At 35.2% G+C, this 23,397-nt stretch carries 25 protein-coding genes; 8 read left to right on the plus strand and 17 right to left on the minus strand.

Features of this window, described 5'->3' with window-relative positions; genetic code table 11:
• Nucleotides 1-22: 22 nt before the first annotated feature.
• The 4 genes from SJY30_RS13220 to SJY30_RS13235 all read right to left on the minus strand — a co-directional run bounded on the left by SJY30_RS13220 (nt 23) and on the right by SJY30_RS13235 (nt 5,327).
• Nucleotides 23-2,368 (minus strand): transglycosylase domain-containing protein, encoded by a 2,346-nt coding sequence (locus SJY30_RS13220; RefSeq protein WP_396632636.1) that lies wholly within the window; start codon nt 2,366-2,368, stop codon nt 23-25.
• A 3-nt stretch (nt 2,369-2,371) separates the two neighbouring features.
• Nucleotides 2,372-2,857, minus strand: a complete 486-nt coding sequence (locus SJY30_RS13225) for a gliding motility lipoprotein GldH (protein WP_396632637.1) — start codon at nt 2,855-2,857, stop codon at nt 2,372-2,374.
• Entirely contained in the window at nt 2,850-4,052 is a 1,203-nt protein-coding gene (locus tag SJY30_RS13230; RefSeq protein ID WP_036151068.1) for a regulatory iron-sulfur-containing complex subunit RicT, read from the minus strand. The genes SJY30_RS13225 and SJY30_RS13230 overlap by 8 nt, the downstream gene beginning before the upstream one ends.
• A 243-nt stretch (nt 4,053-4,295) precedes the next feature.
• Complete coding sequence (locus SJY30_RS13235; protein WP_396632638.1) at nt 4,296-5,327, minus strand: rhodanese-related sulfurtransferase; 1,032 nt, start codon at nt 5,325-5,327, stop codon at nt 4,296-4,298.
• A 372-nt stretch (nt 5,328-5,699) separates the two neighbouring features.
• Between SJY30_RS13235 and recA the strand changes: the two genes are divergently transcribed.
• The 5 genes from recA (at nt 5,700) to SJY30_RS13260 (ending at nt 9,906) form a co-directional block, all read left to right on the plus strand.
• On the plus strand, nt 5,700-6,707 hold the full coding sequence (gene recA / locus SJY30_RS13240; RefSeq protein ID WP_396632639.1) for a recombinase RecA: 1,008 nt from the start codon (nt 5,700-5,702) through the stop codon (nt 6,705-6,707).
• A gap of 82 nt (nt 6,708-6,789) precedes the next feature.
• Nucleotides 6,790-7,212 (plus strand): hypothetical protein, encoded by a 423-nt coding sequence (locus SJY30_RS13245; protein ID WP_396632640.1) that lies wholly within the window; start codon nt 6,790-6,792, stop codon nt 7,210-7,212.
• A gap of 15 nt (nt 7,213-7,227) precedes the next feature.
• Nucleotides 7,228-7,794 carry an RNA polymerase sigma factor gene (locus tag SJY30_RS13250; RefSeq protein ID WP_396632641.1) on the plus strand — a complete coding sequence of 189 codons (567 nt, stop codon included), beginning with the start codon at nt 7,228-7,230 and terminating at the stop codon, nt 7,792-7,794.
• Nucleotides 7,795-7,827: 33 nt separating this feature from the next.
• Entirely contained in the window at nt 7,828-9,342 is a 1,515-nt protein-coding gene (locus SJY30_RS13255) for an outer membrane beta-barrel protein (protein ID WP_396632642.1), read from the plus strand.
• Nucleotides 9,343-9,351: 9 nt separating this feature from the next.
• Nucleotides 9,352-9,906 carry a DUF3575 domain-containing protein gene (locus SJY30_RS13260; protein WP_396632643.1) on the plus strand — a complete coding sequence of 185 codons (555 nt, stop codon included), beginning with the start codon at nt 9,352-9,354 and terminating at the stop codon, nt 9,904-9,906.
• Here the strand turns inward: SJY30_RS13260 and SJY30_RS13265 are convergent.
• Nucleotides 9,903-10,643, minus strand: a complete 741-nt coding sequence (locus tag SJY30_RS13265; RefSeq protein ID WP_396632644.1) for a lysophospholipid acyltransferase family protein — start codon at nt 10,641-10,643, stop codon at nt 9,903-9,905. The genes SJY30_RS13260 and SJY30_RS13265 overlap by 4 nt on opposite strands.
• Before the next feature lie 71 nt (nt 10,644-10,714).
• On the opposite strand from SJY30_RS13265, the gene trpS reads away from it, so the two are divergent.
• Entirely contained in the window at nt 10,715-11,683 is a 969-nt protein-coding gene (gene trpS / locus SJY30_RS13270) for a tryptophan--tRNA ligase (RefSeq protein WP_036151051.1), read from the plus strand.
• A gap of 182 nt (nt 11,684-11,865) precedes the next feature.
• On the opposite strand, the gene dprA is transcribed toward trpS, so the two are convergent.
• On the minus strand, nt 11,866-12,984 hold the full coding sequence (gene dprA / locus SJY30_RS13275) for a DNA-processing protein DprA (protein ID WP_396632645.1): 1,119 nt from the start codon (nt 12,982-12,984) through the stop codon (nt 11,866-11,868).
• 92 nt (nt 12,985-13,076) lie between these two features.
• Between dprA and SJY30_RS13280 the strand changes: the two genes are divergently transcribed.
• Together SJY30_RS13280 and SJY30_RS13285 are read left to right on the plus strand one after the other, a co-directional pair.
• Complete coding sequence (locus SJY30_RS13280) at nt 13,077-14,048, plus strand: SPOR domain-containing protein (RefSeq protein WP_396632646.1); 972 nt, start codon at nt 13,077-13,079, stop codon at nt 14,046-14,048.
• Nucleotides 14,049-14,107: 59 nt separating this feature from the next.
• Entirely contained in the window at nt 14,108-14,620 is a 513-nt protein-coding gene (locus SJY30_RS13285) for an acyl-CoA thioesterase (RefSeq protein ID WP_276470492.1), read from the plus strand.
• Nucleotides 14,621-14,721: 101 nt separating this feature from the next.
• Here the strand turns inward: SJY30_RS13285 and SJY30_RS13290 are convergent, their stop codons facing one another.
• The 11 genes from SJY30_RS13290 to SJY30_RS13340 form a co-directional block, all read right to left on the minus strand.
• Entirely contained in the window at nt 14,722-15,033 is a 312-nt protein-coding gene (locus SJY30_RS13290) for a hypothetical protein (protein ID WP_396632647.1), read from the minus strand.
• A gap of 151 nt (nt 15,034-15,184) precedes the next feature.
• Complete coding sequence (locus SJY30_RS13295) at nt 15,185-16,030, minus strand: aldo/keto reductase (RefSeq protein WP_396632648.1); 846 nt, start codon at nt 16,028-16,030, stop codon at nt 15,185-15,187.
• Nucleotides 16,031-16,042: 12 nt separating this feature from the next.
• On the minus strand, nt 16,043-17,266 hold the full coding sequence (locus SJY30_RS13300) for a murein hydrolase activator EnvC family protein (RefSeq protein WP_396632649.1): 1,224 nt from the start codon (nt 17,264-17,266) through the stop codon (nt 16,043-16,045).
• Nucleotides 17,267-17,270: 4 nt separating this feature from the next.
• Entirely contained in the window at nt 17,271-18,056 is a 786-nt protein-coding gene (locus SJY30_RS13305) for a DUF4292 domain-containing protein (RefSeq protein WP_396632650.1), read from the minus strand.
• A 9-nt stretch (nt 18,057-18,065) separates the two neighbouring features.
• Complete coding sequence (locus SJY30_RS13310; RefSeq protein ID WP_396632651.1) at nt 18,066-18,998, minus strand: tetratricopeptide repeat protein; 933 nt, start codon at nt 18,996-18,998, stop codon at nt 18,066-18,068.
• Between the two features lie 15 nt (nt 18,999-19,013).
• Entirely contained in the window at nt 19,014-19,448 is a 435-nt protein-coding gene (gene dut, locus SJY30_RS13315) for a dUTP diphosphatase (RefSeq protein WP_396632652.1), read from the minus strand.
• Nucleotides 19,445-20,905, minus strand: coding sequence for a polysaccharide biosynthesis C-terminal domain-containing protein (locus SJY30_RS13320; protein WP_396632653.1), 1,461 nt, complete (start codon nt 20,903-20,905; stop codon nt 19,445-19,447). The genes dut and SJY30_RS13320 overlap by 4 nt, the downstream gene beginning before the upstream one ends.
• 51 nt (nt 20,906-20,956) lie before the next feature.
• Nucleotides 20,957-21,397 (minus strand): hypothetical protein, encoded by a 441-nt coding sequence (locus tag SJY30_RS13325; RefSeq protein ID WP_396632654.1) that lies wholly within the window; start codon nt 21,395-21,397, stop codon nt 20,957-20,959.
• A 75-nt stretch (nt 21,398-21,472) separates the two neighbouring features.
• A complete protein-coding gene (locus tag SJY30_RS13330) occupies nt 21,473-22,039 on the minus strand; it encodes a hypothetical protein (protein ID WP_396632655.1) in 567 nt (188 codons plus the stop codon).
• Nucleotides 22,032-22,526, minus strand: coding sequence for an RNA polymerase sigma factor (locus tag SJY30_RS13335; RefSeq protein ID WP_396632656.1), 495 nt, complete (start codon nt 22,524-22,526; stop codon nt 22,032-22,034). Before SJY30_RS13335 ends, SJY30_RS13330 begins: the two co-directional genes overlap by 8 nt.
• Nucleotides 22,526-23,368, minus strand: a complete 843-nt coding sequence (locus SJY30_RS13340; protein ID WP_396632657.1) for an alpha/beta fold hydrolase — start codon at nt 23,366-23,368, stop codon at nt 22,526-22,528. Before SJY30_RS13340 ends, SJY30_RS13335 begins: the two co-directional genes overlap by 1 nt.
• Nucleotides 23,369-23,397: the final 29 nt, after the last annotated feature.

Genomic DNA, 23,397 nt, shown 5'->3' on the forward strand with positions numbered 1-23,397 from the left:
TTAAATCATCTAATAATGCTCTCTAGAAATCTAAATCTTCTAGGTCGTCTTCAATATCATTATCTTCCTCTACGTCCTCTATAAATTTATCACAATCTATTGCGATGGACATATTACTTGGTCTTTCAAAATCTTCTTTGGAAATACCCAGTTCTTCATCTGCATAATTTTTGGTCATATACAAGCCCCAAATTGGTAATGCCATTGATGCCCCTTGACCATAGGTAATACTTTTAAAGTGTACAGCTCTCTCTTCACCACCTACCCAAACACCAGTAACTAGATTAGGCACCATACCCATAAACCAACCATCACTATTGTTTTGTGTTGTACCTGTTTTACCTGCAATAGGGTTTGTCAATTTATAAGGATAGCCAGTAATTATTTCATCATACTCTGGTCTCCACTTATTATAGCCAGTAGTACGTAATCGTGTACCTGACCCGCCTTGGGTAACACCTTTCATTAAATCTAAAATAGCGTATGAAACATCTTTACTTAACACATCTTTAGTCTCTGGTACATACTCATATAATACGGTACCATCTTTATTTTCTATACGGGTTACCATTACAGGTTTCACGTAGACCCCTTGGTTGGCAAAAGCACCATAGGCACCGACCATTTCATACACATTAACATCTACAGTACCTAAAGCAATGGAAGGTACTTCTAAAATATCACCGGAAAGACCCAAGTTACGTACCATACTAACAACAGATTTTGGACCTACCTCATCTATTAATTGTGCCGTAACCGTATTCACAGAATTAGCCAATGCCTTTTTAAGGGTGTAACTATTACCTGAATACTTAAGATTAGAATTTCTTGGGCACCATGGCTCAACATTACCATGCTTGCCAGCTTCAATACAGTATTGCGTATCTGGGCGAGTTTCACAAGGTGATAATCGTAATTGATCTATAGCCGCAGCATATACAAAAGGTTTAAAAGTAGAACCCGCCTGTCTAGCACCTTGTATTACATTGTCATATTGAAAGTGCTTGTAATTGATACCACCTACCCATGCTTTTACATGACCCGTTTGTGGCTCCATAGACATCATTGCCGTTCTTAAGAAAGCCTTGTAATAACGTATGGAATCTCTTGGGGTAAGAATAGTATCTTTTTCTTTGGTCGGGCTTTTCCAATCAAAAACAGTCATTTCGGTTTTCTTATCAAAAGACTCGCGAATCTCTTTTTCAGATTTTCCGGTAGCTTTCATGATCTTCCAACGTTCAGAATTTTTCATGGCGCGCTCCATGATTTTCTTCGTTTCTTCTGGAGTAATATCTAAGAAAGGAGCTGTTTTATTCCTATCTGGTGTATTCTGATGAAAAAATTCTGCTTGCAATTTAGTCATATGCTCATTTACCGCTTCTTCTGCATTTGCCTGCATTTTAGAGTCGATAGTCGTGTAGATTTTTAATCCGTCTAAATACAGATTATACTTATCTGGCTCGTCGCCAATTGCCGGCTTCGGGTTTTTCGCTATCCAATCTTTCATGAATCGCTGTAGGTACATTCTAAAGTAAGTAGCCAAACCTACACTATGCGTTTCCGGATTATAATTAATATCCATCTTCATAGCCTGTAACGAATCTTTCTCTACCTCGGTGATATAATCGTATTTTGCCATTTGGGCAAGAACTACGTCTCTACGATCCTTTACCATTTCTTCCCTACGCATAGGGTTGAATAACGATGAGTTCTTGAACATACCCACCAACATGGCAGACTCTTCAATTTTAAGATCCTTTGGTTCTTTACCAAAATAAATACGAGCAGCAGAACGTATACCATCGGCATTATTACCAAAATCATAAATATTAAAATACATACTAATGATTTCTTCTTTGGTATAACTACGCTCAAGTCTAATGGCTAACACCCACTCTTTAATCTTTTGTTTTACAGCATCGAACTTACTTCTAGATCGTACACCAACAAAAAGCTGACGTGCTAATTGCTGAGAAATGGTACTTGCACCACCTTTACTACCTAAATATGCAAAAGCCCTAACTGTACCTCTAGCGTCTATACCAGAATGATCTTTAAAACGAGCATCTTCTGTTGCAATCAAAGCATTTACCAAGTTATCAGGTAACTCATCAAACTTTACATCGGTACGGTTATCATCTAAATAAAATTTACCCAACAAATTACCGTCTGAAGAGATAATCTGTGATGCCAAGTTTGTCTGCGGATTTTCTAAATATTCATAAGGCGGTAACTCACCGAATAACCCCCATGAAGCAGATAAAAATATCAAAGCCACAATCGCAATACCCGATGCAAACAAAATCCAAAACCATAAAATGAATTTAGAAAAACTATTCGTTGCTTTTTTCTTTACCTGTTTTGCCATTGTTTACGGGGTGCTTTTTGTTACTTCTATACCAACATCTGTAATACCTTCTAGACCAATAATTCCAGAAACGTTACCATTTTTTCGCATCGCTTGTGATACCTCAATACTATATACGCCAGAAGATGAAAAAACGATGTTTTCTTTATACCATAATTTATTTTCCTTGATACTACCACTACCCTTACCAAGCCATGTACCATCTGGCAATGACATCGCATATTCTAAGGTATCTTTAGTTACTTCGCCCTCAGGCGTAGTCAATGAAGCAATAATAAATAAATTGCTATAAGGAAAAGTATTATCGTTACGAACATTGATAAATATATCATGTGCTGCAACAGTGTCCAGTTTAGACAGAGAGAATTCAAGAACATTGTCTTTGTTCCACACCCCATCTTCTAAGGTTTGATATTCAGTTTTTATAATATTGCTGTCACAAGAAGCAAATAGCACAAGTGCTAAAAAACAACAAAATATACTACGCATCCTTCTTCTGATTTCTATTACGATTTCTATTCTTGTTCTTATTCTTATTGCGGTTGCGGTTTTTATTCTTGTTCCTGTTTTTGTTTCTATTTCCTCCGCCTTTAGGCTTATCAAAACGGGTAAGGCTATCCTGACCAACAACATTCTCAAAAACCACTTTTTCTTCTACGACAACTTCCATTGCGTACATCTCCAAACTAGAAACCTTCTCTTTCTTCTTGTTCTTTGCTAAAATCTCGTTTACCTGATCTTTAGAAAGTACATGCCAATTACCCGGATCCTCTTTATATGAGAACCATAGCATTTCTTTGAAAATATCGGTTTTCTGACAAAAAGCGAGTCCTTTTTCAGTAAACAGTTTGGTGTCTTGTGAAGGAAAATCTTTTAATGCGTCTAAATACACATCTAACTCATAATTTAAACAACACTTTAATTTACCACATTGACCTGCAAGCTTTTGTGGGTTCAATGATAACTGTTGGTAACGAGCTGCAGAAGTACTCACCGATCTAAAATCCGTTAGCCAGGTTGAGCAACATAGCTCTCTCCCACAAGAACCTATACCACCAAGTCGCTGTGCTTCTTGGCGATACCCTATTTGGCGCATTTCAATACGAATACCGAAAGCTTTTGCCATATCTTTTATCAACTGACGAAAATCTACTCGTTCATCGGCTGTATAGTAAAAAGTAGCTTTTGATCCATCACCTTGAAACTCCACATCAGAAATCTTCATTTGAAGCTTTAAGATGATGGCAATTTCACGTGCTCTTTTCTTAATTTCTTCTTCTCTATCTCTACATTTCTGCCAAATATCAATGTCTTTCTGGCTCGCTTTTCTATACACTTTTGGTGCCTCTTCGTCAGTGAAAGACACTTTTTTCCGTTTCATTTGCACACGTACTAGTTCACCAGTTAAGGTAACCATACCAATGTCATGACCAGATTGTGCTTGTGTGGCAACTATATCGCCAATGGAAAGTGAGAGATTCTCTGTATTTCTAAAAAACTCTTTTCTACTATTTTTAAATCTTACTTCAACAAAATCGAATGGTCGTTCCCCATTAGGGAGCGACATATTTGAAAGCCAGTCAAAGACTGTCAGTTTATTGCAACCATCTGTACCGCAAGTACCGTTATTCTTGCATCCCTTTGGTTGTCCATCCTTACCGGTAGAACAACTACTACAACTCATATTATATATATTGGTTTGGTCGAATTATATAAAATTCACCAAAAAAGGTTCATAAAAAACTTATAGGTAAAGATACAGTTTTTTTAATGTGAAATAAAAGTGAAATTAGCGGTGATGGTTTTAAATAGTGACTTTACCAATAACTAAAGACCATTTCTAAAACCTAAAAAGACAGCAAAAAACGCTGCCTTTTTATAATATATCATATAGTTTAATGACATAAACCATATGGAATGATAAAGCCTACTTTTTAAACTTCAGCACTTCTGATCGTCCTTTTTTAAATATCTTATTACTGACCACTTTTCCTTTTCGTAGAGCTTTTTGCTCTTCATATGGTAGCTCATGTACTTCTTTACAAGCATCTGAACAGCAATCGTTCATTTTTTCTGCACAAGATTTACATTGAATAAATAATAAATGACAAGCTTCGTTGGCACAATTTACATGCTCATCACAAGGCTCTCCACATTGATGACAATTGGCAATAACATCATCACTAATACGCTCACCCCTTCTATGATCAAATACAAAGTTTTTACCCTTGAATTTATTTTCAAGATTATTCTTTTCTACTTGTCTTGTGTATTCAATAATTCCTCCTTCTAACTGGTATACTTGTTCAAAACCCTTGTGTTTGTAATAAGCACTTGCTTTTTCACATCGAATACCACCGGTACAATACATTACCAGTTTCTTGTCTTTTTTATGATCTGCTAAATCGCGTTCAATAATATCCAGGGAATCTCTAAACGTATCTACATCTGGAGTAACGGCATTCTTAAAATGCCCTATTTCACTTTCATAATGGTTACGCATATCTACCAGAACGGTATCTGGATCTTCAATAAGTTCATTGAACTTTTCTGCACCTACATGAATACCTTTATTGGTTACGTCAAAAGAATTATCTTCTAATCCGTCCGCTACAATTTTCTTACGCACTTTCACTTTTAACTTTAAAAACGAAAGATTGTCTTGCTCGATAGCAATATTAAGTCGCACATTCTCCAGAAATGAAATACTATCTAAATGGGCTTTAAAAACATTGAAATTTTCAGCTGGTACAGAAAGTTGGGCATTAATACCCTCATGGGCAACATAAATTCGCCCAAGAACATCCATATCGTTCCAGTTGATAAAAAGGTGGTTTCTAAAAATGTTGGTATTACCAATGTGTGCATAGGTATAGAAAGAGATGGTAAGGCGTTCCTTACCCGCTTCTTCAATTAAAGCTGCTCTTTCTATTGCACTTAACGTATTGTACAGTTGCATGCTATACTAATAATTTAAGTCTGCCCTTAGGCAGAAGGTTTATAGAAAAATTTTGAAAGGCAAAAATAGCTATAATATTGAAAAATAGACCTATTTTATTAAGCTTAACCACCTTAAAGCATAAAAAAGAGCCTTGATTTTAGCAAGACTCTTTATCGGTTATTCCATTCTTCTCTTTTTCATAGCATTATTGAAAAACATACATGAAGGAGATAACCACCTATAATCGCTTAAAATTAAAAGCGATTGATAACCAATTAAGTAACTTATATTTATTAAAAGATGGCGATTAATTAAAATGGTTGCGTAATCATTTCAATATTGTTCAATTCAAAAAAGATTTGGTAATTTAGCTTTCCAAAAAAATAGAGAATGAGTTCTGAAAAAGAAGCAAAATTAAAAGCATTAAAGTTGACCCTTGACAAGATGGATAAAACCTACGGTAAGGGCGCTGTAATGAAACTGGGAGATAGCGTTGTTGCAGATGTTGAAGTGATACCTTCTGGCTCTTTAGGTTTAGATATAGCATTAGGCGTAGGCGGTTACCCAAGAGGTCGTGTAATCGAAATTTACGGACCGGAATCTTCAGGTAAAACCACCCTTACCTTACACGCAATTGCAGAAGCACAAAAAAACGGAGGTATAGCAGCCTTTATTGACGCAGAGCATGCATTTGATCGTTTTTATGCACAAAAATTAGGTGTAGATATAGACAATTTAATTATCTCTCAACCAGATAATGGTGAACAAGCATTGGAAATTGCGGATAACCTAATTAGATCAGGAGCTATAGATATTGTAGTTGTCGATTCTGTTGCTGCCTTAACTCCAAAAAGTGAGATCGAGGGCGAAATGGGCGATTCTAAAATGGGTCTTCATGCACGTTTAATGTCACAAGCATTAAGAAAGCTTACCGGTTCTATTAGCAAAACAAATTGTACTGTAATATTCATTAACCAATTACGTGAAAAAATTGGTGTAATGTTCGGTAACCCAGAGACTACTACTGGTGGTAATGCACTTAAATTCTACGCATCCGTTCGTTTAGATATTAGAAGATCTACACAAATAAAAGATACAGACGGTAATGTAAAAGGTAATAAGACCAGAGTTAAGGTTGTTAAGAATAAAGTAGCACCACCTTTCCGTACCACTGAATTTGATATTATGTATGGTGAAGGTATTTCTAAGGTTGGCGAAGTGATCGACTTAGGTGTGGAATACGAAATAGTAAAAAAGAGTGGATCATGGTTCAGCTATGGTGACACAAAATTAGGTCAAGGCCGTGATGCGGTTAAAAACCTACTTTTAGACAACCCAGAATTGTTTGAGGAATTAGATGGTAAGATTAGAGAAGCCATTGCTGCCTTAAATGCTTAAAATCAGTTTAATTTAAGCAAACATAAATGAGTTAACGCAACCATTGCAGCTACTTTTCATCTTATTACAAAATAGTTGTACGATGAAAATTAAATTGATGTTATTGACTTTGGTCTTAGCATTTATATGCAATGGTTGTTCTATTGATAATGATGATGCTAATTTCCATTTCACAGCATTGGAAATTGTTGATGCAGAAGTACCAGAATCTTTTGATCTCAATGAGGTCTATACGATTTCTGTAAATTATTTAAAACCGGATAGTTGCACAAACTATGAAGGTTTTGACGTTGTTAAAGATTCCCTTACCGTTAGAAGTGTTGTTGCCATAGGGGCGGTAAGAACTGATTTTGAAGATTGTATGGAAGAATTAATAGAAGAAACAGCGTCTTTCAATTTCCAGGTAATTTATACCGAACCCTATACATTTAAATTTTACAAAGGAGATAATAGCGACGGAGAGGCAGAATATATGGAAATTGTCGTTCCAGTAAACAACCCTTAAAACAACCAACCATTTGTGAGTCTAGAAGAACTCATACATAATTGTAAAAAAGGAGACCGTAAAGCACAGGAACTTTTATATAGAGCCTATGCCACTACGCTATTTGGTATATGCCTTAAATACTCCAAATCAAAATCACAGGCAGAAGATACCTTACACGATAGTTTTATGACCATTTATGACAAAATAGGTCAGTTTAAAAACAAAGGTTCATTTGAAGGTTGGATGAAAAGAATTACCGTTAATACGGCGCTACAAAAATATAGAAAGCAAGAATACTTAAATGTAGTTACAGATAATACAGAAGAGGAAGTAACCGTAGATAATGCCTTTGACGATATTAGCTTACAAACCCTATTAAGTTACATACAAGAATTACCGAATAAATACCGCGCTACATTCAATTTATATGTTATGGATGGATATACGCATAAAGAAATTAGCGAAATGCTGGGAACAACAGTGGGCACCTCTAAATCAAATCTTGCCAGGGCCCGCGCATTGTTAAAAGAAAAAATAGAAACTAAGATCACGCAATCTATTGTTAGTGTCTTAATTATAATATCAACACACTTTTTATAATCTCATTTTGATTATAAACAGAAATAGTACTAGATGCAGAAGAAAAATATAGACGAACTTTTCCGAGATAAGTTATCGGACTTCAAGCAAACACCAGACAATAAGGTCTGGCGTGCGATTGATGCGTCATTGGACAAAAGAAAAAAGAAAAGAATCATTCCTTTATGGTGGTCATTTGGGGGCATTGCAGCCGCTATAATGATTGGTTTATTAGTATTCAATCCTTTTACCGAAGAACACACTACCAATGAAATATTGGTAGATACCGATAACGAATCAGAAGTAATAAATGATATTCAACCAACTACCAAAACCGGGGTTTTTATTGATTCTATAGATAACAACACCAACCCAATAGTTGAGCAATCTACTACGGTTAAAGAAGAACAATCTTCAGATGCTAAAAGCAACTCACCAAACAACAAAGATGATTATAACAAGGGTGCAATAGTTAGTAATAATTCAAACCAGAACTCTGAACCTGTAAGCATTATTGCAAAAAAAAATACAACTGCTTCGGATAATAATGCTACAGCGCATGAAGCATTGATGGCTGAAAATACCGCTAGCCCACGAACTGCTAAAAATGATATTGAAAATTCATCTACCAATATCCAAAAAACAAAAGAGACGATTGCTGACAACCATACGGATGCCATTATTCAGTCAGACTCCAATAATATGGCTAAAGAAAACGCAATAGCCGAGAATACTACCGTCAAAGAAATTGCGGAAGAAAAGGAGCTTAACAAGAAATCCATTTTTGAAGAAATAGAAGATCAAGAAGAATTAAAAAAGCAGAAAGTTGCTAGTAACCGATGGTCTGCAGGTCCAAATGTTGCACCGGTATATTTTAATGCACTTGGTGAAGGTTCGCCAGTGAACTCTATTTTTAGTCCCAATGCAAAATCAGGCAATATAAATATGAGTTACGGAGTATCGGTAGCTTATGCAGTAACTAAAAAACTAACTATACGTTCGGGAATCAATAAAGTGGATTACGGTTACGACACGCAAGATGTTGCTTTTTCGTCTTCATCCACTTTAGAATCCAGAAGCGGACAATTAGCTAGTATTGATTATGCTGAAACTTCAAGTACCCTGAAAATTTCTAGTAATAGGGTTGCCTCAGAAAAATTCAATACTATGAATTCTGTACAAGATATTACCGCAAAAAGCCCAACAAGAGAAGGCTTTATGTCTCAACAGATGGGTTATCTTGAACTACCTGTAGAATTAAATTATGCATTGGTCGATAAGAAATTTGGAATAAATCTTATTGGTGGTGTTAGCTCACTATTTTTATTGGACAATTCGGTTTCGCTAACCTCTGGAGATTTAACTACTGAAATTGGAGAGGCTAACAACATAAATGATTTAAATTTTAGTGCCAATATGGGGCTAGGTCTCAACTATAATTTTTCTCAAAAAGTAAGATTTAATGTTGAACCTATATTTAAATATCAGTTAAATACGTTTTCTGACATTAATGGTACTTTTAGACCGTATTCAGTTGGAGTGTATAGCGGACTCACCTTTCAATTTTAGAAATTAAATATGAAGAAGTACATTTTAAGTTGTTTTTGTCTTTTTAGCGTTTTTATGTATTCTCAAAACCAAAGTGACGCGAATATTACTTCTGAAGAACATCATGAATTAAAAATAAACGGTCTTTTTTTAATCTTGGGAGCTATTGAAGTAGATTATCAATATTTATTAAACGAAGAGTCTGCCATGGGTATCGATGTATTGTTTGCTTTCGATGATGGGACTCTTGACGTCAACTATTATGTAGCGCCCTACTATCGTCAATATTTCGGAAAAAAATATGCCTCAGGTTTTTTCGTAGAAGCTTTTGGAATGCTGAATTCTGTTGATGACTACACCTACGATTCCTATTATGACGAACCAACGGACACCTATTTTTCAAATTCTGGATACGATGATAATGTTGTCGATTTTGCTTTAGGTATTGGCACGGGTGTAAAATTATTAACCAAAAGAGGTTTTATAGTCGAAATAGATTTAGGCATTGGGCGCAATCTATTTAAAAACGATAGAGGTTTTACAATTATCGGTAAAGGAGGTATTAACCTTGGTTACAGGTTCTAGCTTTTTTTAGTTAAATCTTTTAGTATCGTTTCCCTAACGCTATTTCTAAGCTCTGCCGTATCTTCTGGCCGTATAGAATGTGTTTCTACAAATGAGTGTACCCTAGCCCTACATTTACCTGGACCTCCACTAAAAAATGTAAAAGAGAATCGCTCCTTATTATCATAAAAAGTCATGGGTACCACCGGTATTTTATGAGCAATGGCCATTTTAAAAGCTCCATCTTTAAAATTATCTAACAAGATATGCTCTTCGGGCACACCACCTTCAGGAAAAATACAGATACTTAAACCCTGTTGCAATCTTCTTTGTGCCCTTCTATAGACAGCCGTTCTACTTTGGGTATTATCTCTATCTACCATGATGCATACGCGCTTATAGAAAAATCCGAATAAAGGTATTTTAACCAATTCTTTCTTTCCTACGAATACAAACGGATTTCTACTAACGATTAACATTAGCATAATATCAAGCATACTGGTATGATTAGCTACCAACATATAACTCTTCTTTTTAACTAACCGCTGATCATATTTCACTCTAGGGAAACAAAACATACCATATAGTATAAATCTTGCCCATAAGTTTCTGGCCATCCAAAAAAACTGTGGGTACCAAGCTTCTCTTGAAGCAAAAATGACAAGAAATGGAAAAAAGAGCAGAATAGGAATGGCCACTAGAATATAAAACCAAATACGATATATCGTTTGACCGGTTTGTTTAAGCAATTTAAGCATAAATCAAAAGTAGTTATTTACGATAGTTTTTTTGTATTTGTTTTACCTTTGCTTTTATACAAATTAAGATAATGGCAAGAATTTTAACAGGTATTCAAAGTACAGGAACCCCGCATTTAGGAAATATTCTAGGAGCGATCAAGCCAGCAATTGAAATGGCAAATGATCCGGCTAACGAATCTTTTCTATTTATCGCAGATATGCATTCGTTGACACAGATTAAAAATGGCGCAGAACTACGTCATAACACTTATGCTGTTGCCGCAACCTGGCTTGCTTTTGGTTTGGATATAGAGAATACCGTTTTTTACAGACAGAGCGACGTACCACAAACCACCGAGTTGTCTTGGTACCTAAGTTGCTTTTTTCCATACCAACGCCTTACACTAGCGCATTCTTTTAAGGACAAGGCAGATAGATTAGACGATGTAAATGCCGGACTCTTTACCTACCCCATGTTAATGGCTGCGGATATTCTCTTATATGATGCAGATATTGTACCTGTTGGCAAAGATCAAATGCAACATATAGAAATGACAAGAGATGTTGCCTCTCGTTTTCACGCGCAGTTAGGTGAAACTTTTGTTATACCTGATGGAAAGGTGCAAGAAGAAACCATGTACATACCTGGTACAGACGGTGCCAAAATGAGTAAGAGCAAAGGTAATTTAATCAGTCTTTTTCAGACCGATAAAAAGTTACGTAAGCAGATTATGGGGATACAAACAGACAGCACACCAATGGAGGATCCTAAAGACCCTTCTACTGACAATGTATTTGCACTATATAAAATATTGGCAAGTGAGCCACAAATAGAAGAAATGAGTGCTAATTATTTAGCAGGAAACTATGGATATGGTCATGCAAAACAAGCACTTTACGAAGTGATTGTAAATAAGTTTGAAGAACCTCGCGAGAAGTTTGAATACTACATGAACAATTTAAACGAGATTGATGATGCGCTAGCTTTAGGTGCTGAAAAAGCAAGAAAAGTAGCTGACGGAGTATTAGAAAGAGTTCGTGAAAAGTTAGGTTATTAACTGTCAACGTCTAAAAATCACAAATATCAAAAACCGACCTAGTGGTCGGTTTTTTGTTTTTAATAATCCACCCTTTGCCATTTATATATGGATAATAAAATCAGAAATATCGATTAAATGTGTATTTAATGAGGTATTTTATACAAACCACATAAAAACAAACTGAGTAGTTTGTAAAATTCTCAAATAGCCTCGAACAATTTTCCTGGTAAGGGTCTTATCACACCCTTCATTTCCATCGTTAACAAGGTAGAAGATGTTCTATAAATAGGCAGTTTACACTCTAAGGCGATACTATCCAAAATTTGCTTCCCGTTATTCTGTAAATAGGTATAAATACTTTGTTCAATATCATCAAGCTCAATGAACAATTGTTTCTGAATGCTCTTATTCTGTTTCTCTTCAATATCCCAATCCAACAAATAAATCAAATCTGCCGCCGAAGTCATAACATGCGCTTTTTGCTGCTTGATCAGGTTATTACAGCCCAGACTATATTTATCCGTAGTTCTGCCAGGTACGGCAAAAACATCTCTATTGTAACTATTGGCAATATCAGCGGTTACTAGGCTTCCGCCTTTTTCGGCAGATTCCACAACAACCGTAGCTTCACTAACGCCAGCAATAATTCTGTTTCGTTTTAGGAAATTTTCTCTTTCAGGATTACTGGTACTCCAGAATTCCGTATAAAATCCACCATTCTTTAGAACATCGACTTGGTACTTGGCATGTACTTTTGGGTATATTTGATTTAATCCGTGCGCCAAACAACCTATGGTTTGCAATCCGTGCTTAATCGCTTCTTTTTGAATGCAAATATCTACACCGTATGCAAAACCACTAATAATGACCGGGTCTAAAGGCGCTACTTCTTCAATAAACTGCTCACAAAAAGACATTCCATAGCTCGTAATATTACGAGTGCCTACCACGCTTATTAACTTACGGTTCTGTAAATCAATATTCCCTTTTTTAAACATGAGAATAGGTCCGTCTATACAATGCTTTAAATATTTAGGATAATCATCATCTAAAAAATAGGTACAACTAATATCATTCTTAAGAATATAATTGTATTCTGACTCCGCAGCTTCTAAATGCTCCAAGTCAAATAAATGTCTGATGGTATGCGTACCTATACCATCAATTTTTAGAAGATTTTGCTTTTTATCTTCAAAAATTGCGGATGGACTACCACAATGTGAAATTAATTTCTTTGCAAGTACATCACCAATATTTGGTACATGTTGCAAACGAAGAATTGCAATGAGTTCATCAGCAGTATGTTGTGTAGTTTTCATTTCTTGTTCACAAATAAGCGAAAAAAATATGTTAATAAAAAGTTACGAAAGGGGTTTTTATACCTCTATATTTTTTCCATATTTGTGATCCTATGGTTTTAGAACACTATATAAGCGATTTACTTTATAGGTACAACTGTGTTGTTGTTCCTGGTTTTGGAGCATTCCTTACCCAAAAAAATTCAGCCCAATTAAATGTGGTTACAAACACGTTTAGCGCGCCAAATAAATCTATTGTTTTCAATAGACAGCTCATCTCAAATGATGGCCTTTTGGTTTCTTACGTATCTAATGCAGAAAAGGTGTCTTATGAAACGGCATTGGTTGAAATTGAAAATCAAGTAAAATCTTGGCAAGAGGTTTTAGTTAAAGAAACTTCTTTGCACTTAAATAATATTGGTTCTTTAACTAGAAATCAAGAAGATAAAATATTGTTTCAACCTGCAAATGAAACAAACTATTTAACTTCATCATTCGGTCTATCTAATTTTAATTCAATACCTGTTACTAGAGAAGTATTAAAGGTTGAAGTAGAAGAAATCGAAGAAAAAATACCGTTCGTTATTAGTCCTGAACGTAGAGAAACCAGCCGTTTTAGACCTTATTTAAAATATGCCGCTATTCTAATGTTGGCATTTTCTACAGGAATAACCGGCTATCGTGCATACCAACAAAAAAATACAAACGAGCAAGTTGCTAGACAAGATGCGGAAGAGTTTGTAAACAAGCAAATACAAGAAGCTACTTTCTTCGACCTATCGCCATTAGAATTACCAACGGTTACGGTTGATGCTATTACAACTTCGGCTGCAAAACCAGTAATAAGCAAGGGTGAAGTAACACATTTTATTGTTGCAGGAGCTTTTAGGGTTAGAAGTAATGCGGATAGAAAAATAGAACAACTTAAAGCTAGCGGATTTAATGCCGGCTATTATGGCACTAACGCTCACGGACTGCACATGGTAACTTTTGATAGTTATACCAATGCAAACGATGCGTTAAAAGCGTTGCGTGAAATTAAACGTAAGCAGTCTAAAGATGCTTGGTTATTAACCGAAAAATAAACCCGTACACATTTTATAAGTACTATTGATGCCCGTATCTTTGCGGAAAATTTCAAATAATGGAAGCAAAGACTCCTGCAGCATCACGTACTACAATGACCGATTTGGTTTTACCGAGTGAGACCAATGCACTTCAAAATTTATTTGGTGGCGAATTATTGGCACGTATGGATCGTGCAGCTAGTATTGCTGCCGGTAGACATAGCCGCAGAATTACCGTAACCGCATCTGTAAACCACGTCGCATTTAATTTAGCCATTCCGCTTGGTAGTGTTGTTACTGTAGAAGCTGCTGTTTCTAGAGCATATAATACTTCTATGGAGGTTTATATCGATGTTTGGATAGAAGACCGCTACAGCGGCAAAAGAACGAAAGCTAATGAAGCTATCTATACCTTTGTTGCCGTAGACGAAACAGGTAAGCCAACCGAAGTACCCGAACTAACGCCCGAGACTCCATTGGAAATTACACGTTTTGAAGGAGCATTACGTAGAAAGCAATTAAGTTTAGTTCTTGCAGGTAAAATGAAACCTGATAATGCTACTGAACTTAAGGCATTGTTTACGAAGTAGTATGCCTATTAAAATATAAGTAGCTTACCGAATTATTTTCGAAGTAAATATTAGGAGCTGAGGATGTAACTATATTATACCTTATTATAGAAAAAATTCTGCTAAGCCACTTCTCTATATAAATCTTTTTCTAGTTCTGATTGTTCTAAATCAATCTTAAAAGAAAGATCCATTTCAATTTTGTTTGCATTATTCCAGATATAAAGTGCAGCCAGACCAATGCTTCCAATTAAAAAGAAGAAAATGGAATAGACAATTAATCCCCCATAAGCTAAAGTCAAACATGTAGCAAAAAAAGCAACATATACCAAAATTGGCTTAAGAGACCAGTTTAAATTTAAACTTGATGGTTTAGTATTCTTCTCTAATTGATTTTGAGTAGACTCTGAATTCAAAGTGATCGTGTTGCTCATAATAGTTCCCTTTTACTGATTAATACCGTAAAATTCGGAAAAAACAACCAACCTAGCCTTACATAATATCATGAAAATCAATATGATAACTCAGAATTAAAGAAATCATATTATTTAAATAACAGAAAAATAGTATTAATAAAATTAGCTACTAAAAATTGAAGTTATCGGGATCAGGACCTGAACGTTCTCCAGTTTCCAAGCCATCTAAAAAGGTAATATCAGCATCAGACAGCTCAAAATCAAAAATATCGGCATTAGATGCAATACGTTTTGCATGAACAGACTTTGGGATGGCAACAACACCTTTTTGAAGGTTGTAGCGTAAAATAATCTGTGCAACACTCTTATGATACTTACTGGCTAAATCTGCACAAATATCCAACTCAAAAACCTTACCCTGCATAAAAGGAGACCAAGATTCGTATTGAATTCCGTTATCGACACAAAAATCGATCAGGTTTTGCTGAACTAAATGCGGATGAAACTCCATTTGGTTCACCATAGGCACCACGGTACAATCACTCATCAAATCTTCTAAATGATGTTTAAGAAAATTACTTACACCAATAGCTCTAATCTTCTTTTGCGCGTACAAATACTCTAAAGCTCTCCAAGTATCCTTGTATTTACCTTCAACCGGCCAATGAATAAGATATAAATCAAGGTAGTCAACACCTAAACGTTCTAAACTCGCATCAAAAGCTTTCAATGTTTCTTCATATCCTTGATCGGAATTCCAAACTTTGGTCACCAAGAAAATTTCACTTCTATTTAATCCACTTTCTCGTATACCCTTACCTACGCCCTCTTCATTTTTATAAGCAGCAGCAGTATCTATATGACGATATCCCAATTGAAGTGCACTCTTTATTGCATCTACAACCTCTTGATCATTATCTGATTGGTAAGTACCTAAGCCTAAATAAGGCATTTGAACCCCATTGCGCAGTTCAAAGCTTCCTATAATATCCGTAATTGTTTGTTGCTGTTTCATTTGTGTAAAGTTTTAAAGACGATACACCCATTCTTCTGGATTAAGACGAGATGTATCTTGATATAGATAGAATTTTAATCGTGTCTGACCATTGTTCTTATTCGTGTAAACTATGCCAAGTTCTTCTTTACTGGCTACTTTATCGCCCTTTTTCACGTAAAGCTCAGAAAGGTTATAATAGGTACTAATGAAATTACCATGTTTGATCTGCACCCCTTTATTACCACCAGGTACCGCTAAAATAGCAATTACCTCACCTTCAAAAATGGCACGGGCTTTAGAACCCTCATCAGTTGCAATGATAACGCCGTTACTTTGATGTTTTATTCCTGGATAAACAGGATCGGCATATACTCCAAAACCTTGACTTTTAATTCCTTTTTCAACCGGCCAGATAAGCTTGCCTTTATTTGCGGAAAAGTTATTTGCAATTACGGTTGCTTCAGGAGTTAAAACGAACTTACTAGTATTTTTAGTCTTGCTACCAGATTTTTTATTAGAAGCTGCAATAGCACTTCTGATCAGCTTTTCTATCTGCTGATCGATCTTTCTAGCTTCCTTCTTTTTCTTATCAATGGCAGTGGTATACTTACTCTCATTCTTACGGATAGTTCCCAACAATGCTTTCTGAGTCTGTATTTCAGCAAATAATTGATTTTTTGCCTTTTTATTTTGAGCCAATAAAACCTCTTTCACTTTTCGCTCTTCGTTCAAATCTGCATTTAAGCGCGAAAGTTCTTCGGTTTTAGCCAATATTTGAGCTCCCTGTTCTTTTCTATAGTCTGTATACTGTTTCATATACTGAAGCCTTTTAAACGCCTGAAAAAAGCTTTCCGAAGACAACAGGAACATTAATCTATTTTGTTTGGATTTGTTCTGATATGACTTCTGAATCATTTTAGCATACTCATCCTTTACTTCTTGCAGCTCTGTCTTTAGCTTACCTATATTTCTAATATTGGTATTGATCTGCCTATTCAACAAATTTGATTGTTGATTGGTAACACGAATTAACTGTTGACGAACGGTAATTTTTTTATCCAACGCCTCCATTTGATCCAAGACATTCCCTTTTTCCTTTTTCTCGGCAAAAAGCAATCTATTGATGTCACGTATTTCAGATTGAAGCTGCTCCCGTTTTTCCTCTAAGGCTTTTTGCTCACTAGTCTGCGCAAAAGCAGAGACTGCAGTGAACAGTACTAATAGAAAAAAAACATTTTTAAATTTGAACAACATCTGCTTACAACTCTATTTCATTAAACCCTTTTGGTATTGAATATGGAAAGTTGACTTTTCCGTTCAATTCTAAATTTTTAAACTCAAGGTCGATCGTATTCATCTTATCCTTACTTATAGCCTTTACCATAATTTCATTGGGTAAAACTTCTTTATCTATAATTTGATAATTTTTATAAGCAATTTCTAATAAGCGTTTGTCTGCAGGTTGAGAAAGCTGCTGCAATGCCATTTTAAAATTTTTAGGCTCTATCTGAAATAAGGTTTTGTATAAAGTACCTTGCTGCTTAGGCGTAAGCTTATACGTATCTTCAGAAATACCAACATCATATTTCTCCTCTCTCAAATCTACTATTGCCTGACCGGTCAATAAATTTTGTAGAATAGAAAAATCTACTTCGGTCCCCAGTAAATCGCTTAAATATGAAAAATCACCATCAAAATATTCGTTTTCCAACTTATTATAAAACGATACTCTATCTGGGGTAATATAAGCTTTAACAATACCAAGTGGTGCGCTCATCCATATGGCTTTATCCTTCTCCAATCTCAAGCTTACGGAAACACCTTGAGAAGATTCGCCATCAGAATAATCGATTTTAACCCTACCTGCCAATGTATTAAAACCTGCTTCATTTTGGTAATGCGCTTTTATAACCGATTTAGACGTTAATTTAGCATCTACAGTACCACCAGAAATCACCTTTGTACTTTTACAGGATGCAGTAAAAGCTATTACTACTATTAGTAAAACATACTTTATCTTCATCATATTCAAAAACTTCGTCATCTGTAATTCCTATTTAATTTTACTAAGGTACATATTTGCTTTAGAGGTATTGTTGGTAGCCGTATACGCATTTACCAATTCTTTATAAACGGCATGTTCTAAGGCAGTGTCATCAATAATATAATCTAAAGCGGTTTCTAGAATATCTATAGCATCTTTATATTTCAGGGCTTTATTCAAAGCGGTTCCGTTGGCATAATAAAAATACGGTTGAGAAGGGAAACGCTCCATTGCCTCCTCAGTTGTTTCAAGTAAATTATCATTGTCAAAACCAGTAATAAGCAAGGTTTCGATTTTTGACTTGAACCCTTCTACACTATTTAAATCTTGAGAAGGCACGACACCTTCTTTTTTTGCTACAGGTACCAGTTCCCTTTTTTGTTGAGCAATAGAGTCATTTATTTTACTTTCTAGATACTCTTGCTTTTTAGAAGTTTTAATCCCTTTTAACATGGTCTTAGCGGTAAGGTAATCTTCATTTAGATAATAGATTTCCGCCAAATTTCCCCTAAGCTCAACATTGCTCCATGGTAATTCTCCCTTTACTTCTTCTATTACAGATTTTTTGGCATCTATAACATCAACCAATGTTTCTGCATACCAATAATTCTCAGGCTCACCGTTTAGCGCTTCTAATGCATATTCTTGTGCACGTATAAATTGCTCATCATACAAATGAAACTTGGCAAGCTCAAAAGAGACGACCGTATTTTGCGGCTGAAGACGTTTGCATTCCAGAAAATAGGTGATAGCACGATCATAATTTCGTATCCCCATTTGTTTTAGCCCTTCAAAAAAGTTCTCTTGAAAAGTATCTGAATATTCTTCCAGAAAAACTTCTGAGCTTTGCTCCACTTCCAGTTCTTGATTTTCTTGCGCATGCACTAACCTCGGTGTAACAAAAACACCAAAGAGTACGCCCAAAAAAATCAACTTCTTCATTTCAATTTTATAAAATTACTTTACACCGGTACTACCGAATCCGCCTTCACCTCTTGCTGTATCAGACAAGTTATCGACAAGATTCCAATCTGCACGTTCATGCTTGGCGATTACCATTTGTGCAATACGTTCTCCGTTTTCAACTACAAAATCTTCACTACCAAGATTTATCAATATTACTCCCACTTCACCTCTATAATCCGCATCAATTGTACCAGGCGCATTAAGTACTGTTACTCCTTTTTTAGCGGCAAGACCACTTCTAGGTCTTACTTGAGCTTCGATACCAACTGGTAATTCAATGAAAAGACCAGTTGGTATAATAGCTCTTCCTAAAGGTTGTAAAGTAACTGCTTCAGTAAGGTTAGCTCTTAAGTCCATACCTGCAGAAGCACTTGTTTCGTAATGCGGTAAATCGTGATTCGACTTATTAATAATTTTTATGTTCATCTGTTTACATATAGTTTTTTAAGGTTCTCAAACTCTAATTTATACACTAGACCCAAGAACAGAATTAATAGCGGTATACCAACAAAAAGGTTTCTATCAAAAATGTAAAATGAAAGAATAGAAAACAAGATGGATATTCCTAAATAAAAGATAATTTTTCTAAAGTTATACGGAATAGGATAGTACATGCGACCAAAATAAAATGAAAGCAACATCATAGTCCCATAGGCTAATAAGGTTGCAACGGCTGATGCCATATATCCGAAATACGGAATGAATATTAGATTGATGATAATAGTCAACACAGCACCTATCATTGAAATATATGCACCGAATTTTGTACGATCGGTAACTTTATACCAAACCGAAAGATTATGGTAAATACCTAAAAAGAAGGCTGCTAACAAAATTATTGGTACAACTGGCATTGCCTCCCAATATGCTTCATCACGAACAAAAAGAACCTTTAATACATCAGAAAATACAACTACAGCAAGTAAAATGGTACTCCCAAGCACTACAAAGTAATTCGTTATTTGGGCATACGCCTTTTGCGGATATTTTGTGTCTGAATGACTAAAAAAGAAAGGTTCAATACCCATTCTAAATGCAGTTGCAAATAAGGTCATAAATACGGCTAATTTTACACAAGCTCCATACTTACCCACTTCATCACTAGCGATTTCTACAGGTAAAATCTTTTCTAGTAAAATTTTATCCAATACTTCATTTACGGTAAATGCAATACCCGCTACCATTACCGGCATGGCGTACTTTAGCATTCTTTTCCAGATATCCATATCAAAGACATAAGGTCTTCGTAAATAAACCCTTAACATTAAAATTAATGTGACAGCACTTGAAACCAAGTTAGAAATTAAAATATATGAAACCTCAAAATCTGGTTTATAGATAGAACCTAAAAAACCTGAGCTATCTGCAGCTGCAATTTTGGGTAGAAAAATTAAGAAAAAAGAATTCAAACCTAAGTTCAAAGCTACATTAACCAGCTTTACTATGGCATAACGCATAGGTCTTTCATTTGCTCTTAACCAAGCAAACGGAATTATTACTAAAGCATCTAAAGCCAATATCCAAAAAACATAGCCTATATACTCATTAGATATTTCAAAAACATCGGATAATGAAGATTTAAACAAAAACCCAATAAGCATAAATAACAAAGTTGATCCCAAAATGGACATCAACGATGTAGAAACTACTCTTTTTTTATTTTCTGTATCCTTATAGAATCTAAAAAAGGCGGTCTCCATACCGTAGGCCAAGAAGACATTGAATATAGCAAAATATGCAAAAATTACAACGACTTCGCCATATGAACCTGGTTGCATTACACCAGTATAGATAGGTACCAATATAACATTAAGCATTCTAGGCAAGACAGTTGCCAAGCCATAGATTGCAGTTTGTTTAAAAAGTTTTTTGAGTGGATTCAAGCACTATACATTCAGGCGATAAAAGTACCTATTAAAAGCCTAGTTACAAAGTTAGTTTTTGGTTGCGCCCTTATAAATTAATGGTTGCTTTTGTTTTATGCCATTTACTTTAGCATATTTCATTTCTCCATCTTCATTATAACTTATAACAGCTTCATCTGTATTTAATTTTAAATCTAATGTTTCAGATGATTCAGGATTGTTGTTAGGTATTCTAACCACAATCATCTTTTGATTATCAACCATATTCACTAATGCCTTTACCTGCTTACCGCGAAAATAAACTTCATTTAATTCGATATCAGAATTTTCAAGTAATGAAACCGGAATACGTAATTCGGTACCAGAGCCACTTTCTTCTCTACCGCCAACATATTGCTGACAAGTAGCGCTACCTATGTCAAACGGAGCTTCTGCTTGTAGTTTTTTTTGTGAGGTACAGCTGGTTAAACAAAGACAGAAAATTAAAAAGCAACTAAGTACATATTTCATTAGACCCATATTATTCTTATAAAGATAATAAGTAATATGGGTTTAATAGGTCATTTAACATCGTGATCACAAATATTATACTCCCTCTTGCATTTGCAATTGCTTCAATTTAAAAAGTTCATTCTTTACCTGTTTGTATAAAAACACAGAGAACAGGACTAAAAATAATACTGATGAGCATAGAATATAGATATAAAATCCGTTTGATAAGCTAGCCTTAAATAATGGCAATAATATTATAAACCCAATGGTATAAATTACAAGAGCTAAAGGTGTAATTATGTAATGCGTATATTTTCTAAAGGAATAATAGGTAGTTAAATCTTCAGTAAAAGTACTTGCATCTTTACTAAATTTTATGGTACGCAGCCTCTTTAAACTAAACAATTCAATAGCAATTCTAATCACTAAACTACCGATCATTAAACCAATACCAAGCATAAATGTCGCGCTCTTATAACCTGAAACATAAATTAGAAAAGAAACTAGAATAATAATAGTAAGGGTCAAAACTATGTTTCCTGTTCTTTGTTTCTGTTCTATGGATTTTACACTTTTTAAAAGCGATTTAAATCCGTCTTCGGTTGCAGAAACTTCAGATTGGTTCTGCCATTTATTTTGTAAATCTTCAAAATTATTCATTGTTTACACATTTTGTAAGTTGTTGTTTTATTCGATGAATTCTAGTTCGTACAGCTTCATGTTTTATCCCTATTATCTCGGAAATCTCTAGTTGCGGCAAGCCTTCCAATTCCAATAATATAATGGCTTTATTAGTGCTGCTTAGTTTATTAATGCACTTGTATAATTGCACTAACATATCTTCTTTCTCAACAGGATTGTCACTACTGTCACTTACCTGCAGACTATCAATCTGAAGTTCTCTCTCCTTTTTACGCTCCCGCCTTATTTCAGCTAAACAGGTATTTACACAAATACGATAGATCCAAGTACCTATTCCGCTTTCATTTCTAAAAGCGTCTAAATTCTGCCAAATTTTTATAAAAGTTTCTTGTACCAGATCTTTAGCAAGAGACTGGTTACCTGAAGTATACCCCATACATAATCGCATTACCTTTGGGTAGTTTTCTTCGTATATTTTCTGGTATGCGATTTCTTTTGACCCCATTAGTTCTTCAACGCATTTTTAAGATTCTCTATAAACCACTGTGGTTGATCATACATGATAAAATGTGATGACCCATTTGCAAATTCAATGGTATATTCTGCAAGCGCTTTATACTGTAGGCCATAAGTGGATTTCGCCATTTCTAAACCATAAGGTTCTGTAGCCGCCAAAATAGTCACCGGTGCATTTATCTTAGACAAATCTTCACGTAAATCTAACTTCAATAAATCTGTATACCCATAGACATAGGTCTCTCTATCTGCCTTAATCATCCAATTTTTAATTATTTCTTGATATGATTTTTCTTTGGTCATACCACTTGCCATCTGAGTAGCCATAGCTTCAAAATCGGTATCGTTCATAGCTAATAACTGTTTATTATATGGCGAATCATACACCATGTACTCACTTTTAAAATCGGGCATCATTAAAGCACCGGTTGATGGTAAAGCATCTACAATAATCAGTTCTTTATATGAATTACCCTCTGCTGACATCCAAAGCGCCAATGCACCACCTAAACTATGACCTAGCAAAACAGGATTTTCTAATTTATTTTCTGATATATAGGATACAACACCTTCCTTTATTTTTGGTAACCAAGGTTTTTCAATGGCAGCAACGTCACCGAATCCGGCAAAAGTAAAAACGTGACATTCATATTCTTTTGATAGCTCTACCACCGTAGCGTCCCAAACTTTACCTGTGCACGCAAATCCAGGAAAAAGAAGAATTGGGTTTCCTTCGCCAGTAACTTTTACTTCAAAAGGATTGCCTTGTGCCGTTGTTGAAAGTGCAGATAAAATTAGTAATCCGAATAGTAAATTTTTAATTGTTTTCATCGTAAGAGTTTTTGTTTGTTTGCCCTTTA

The sequence above is a fragment of the Maribacter sp. R86514 genome (assembly GCF_044597005.1).
Lineage (GTDB): Bacteria > Bacteroidota > Bacteroidia > Flavobacteriales > Flavobacteriaceae > Maribacter.

Excerpts from the sequence above, each read along its gene's own strand:
- SJY30_RS13220 (WP_396632636.1), bottom strand. The coding sequence starts at position 2,368 with ATGGCAAAACAGGTAAAGAAAAAAGCAACGAATAGTTTTTCTAAATTC.
- SJY30_RS13225 (WP_396632637.1), bottom strand. The coding sequence starts at position 2,857 with ATGCGTAGTATATTTTGTTGTTTTTTAGCACTTGTGCTATTTGCTTCT.
- SJY30_RS13230 (WP_036151068.1), bottom strand. The coding sequence starts at position 4,052 with ATGAGTTGTAGTAGTTGTTCTACCGGTAAGGATGGACAACCAAAGGGA.
- SJY30_RS13235 (WP_396632638.1), bottom strand. The coding sequence starts at position 5,327 with ATGCAACTGTACAATACGTTAAGTGCAATAGAAAGAGCAGCTTTAATT.
- recA (WP_396632639.1), top strand. The coding sequence starts at position 5,700 with ATGAGTTCTGAAAAAGAAGCAAAATTAAAAGCATTAAAGTTGACCCTT.
- SJY30_RS13245 (WP_396632640.1), top strand. The coding sequence starts at position 6,790 with ATGAAAATTAAATTGATGTTATTGACTTTGGTCTTAGCATTTATATGC.
- SJY30_RS13255 (WP_396632642.1), top strand. The coding sequence starts at position 7,828 with ATGCAGAAGAAAAATATAGACGAACTTTTCCGAGATAAGTTATCGGAC.
- SJY30_RS13260 (WP_396632643.1), top strand. The coding sequence starts at position 9,352 with ATGAAGAAGTACATTTTAAGTTGTTTTTGTCTTTTTAGCGTTTTTATG.
- SJY30_RS13265 (WP_396632644.1), bottom strand. The coding sequence starts at position 10,643 with ATGCTTAAATTGCTTAAACAAACCGGTCAAACGATATATCGTATTTGG.
- trpS (WP_036151051.1), top strand. The coding sequence starts at position 10,715 with ATGGCAAGAATTTTAACAGGTATTCAAAGTACAGGAACCCCGCATTTA.
- dprA (WP_396632645.1), bottom strand. The coding sequence starts at position 12,984 with ATGAAAACTACACAACATACTGCTGATGAACTCATTGCAATTCTTCGT.
- SJY30_RS13280 (WP_396632646.1), top strand. The coding sequence starts at position 13,077 with ATGGTTTTAGAACACTATATAAGCGATTTACTTTATAGGTACAACTGT.
- SJY30_RS13285 (WP_276470492.1), top strand. The coding sequence starts at position 14,108 with ATGGAAGCAAAGACTCCTGCAGCATCACGTACTACAATGACCGATTTG.
- SJY30_RS13290 (WP_396632647.1), bottom strand. The coding sequence starts at position 15,033 with ATGAGCAACACGATCACTTTGAATTCAGAGTCTACTCAAAATCAATTA.
- SJY30_RS13295 (WP_396632648.1), bottom strand. The coding sequence starts at position 16,030 with ATGAAACAGCAACAAACAATTACGGATATTATAGGAAGCTTTGAACTG.
- SJY30_RS13300 (WP_396632649.1), bottom strand. The coding sequence starts at position 17,266 with ATGTTGTTCAAATTTAAAAATGTTTTTTTTCTATTAGTACTGTTCACT.
- SJY30_RS13305 (WP_396632650.1), bottom strand. The coding sequence starts at position 18,056 with ATGACGAAGTTTTTGAATATGATGAAGATAAAGTATGTTTTACTAATA.
- SJY30_RS13310 (WP_396632651.1), bottom strand. The coding sequence starts at position 18,998 with ATGAAGAAGTTGATTTTTTTGGGCGTACTCTTTGGTGTTTTTGTTACA.
- dut (WP_396632652.1), bottom strand. The coding sequence starts at position 19,448 with ATGAACATAAAAATTATTAATAAGTCGAATCACGATTTACCGCATTAC.
- SJY30_RS13325 (WP_396632654.1), bottom strand. The coding sequence starts at position 21,397 with ATGAAATATGTACTTAGTTGCTTTTTAATTTTCTGTCTTTGTTTAACC.
- SJY30_RS13330 (WP_396632655.1), bottom strand. The coding sequence starts at position 22,039 with ATGAATAATTTTGAAGATTTACAAAATAAATGGCAGAACCAATCTGAA.
- SJY30_RS13335 (WP_396632656.1), bottom strand. The coding sequence starts at position 22,526 with ATGGGGTCAAAAGAAATCGCATACCAGAAAATATACGAAGAAAACTAC.
- SJY30_RS13340 (WP_396632657.1), bottom strand. The coding sequence starts at position 23,368 with ATGAAAACAATTAAAAATTTACTATTCGGATTACTAATTTTATCTGCA.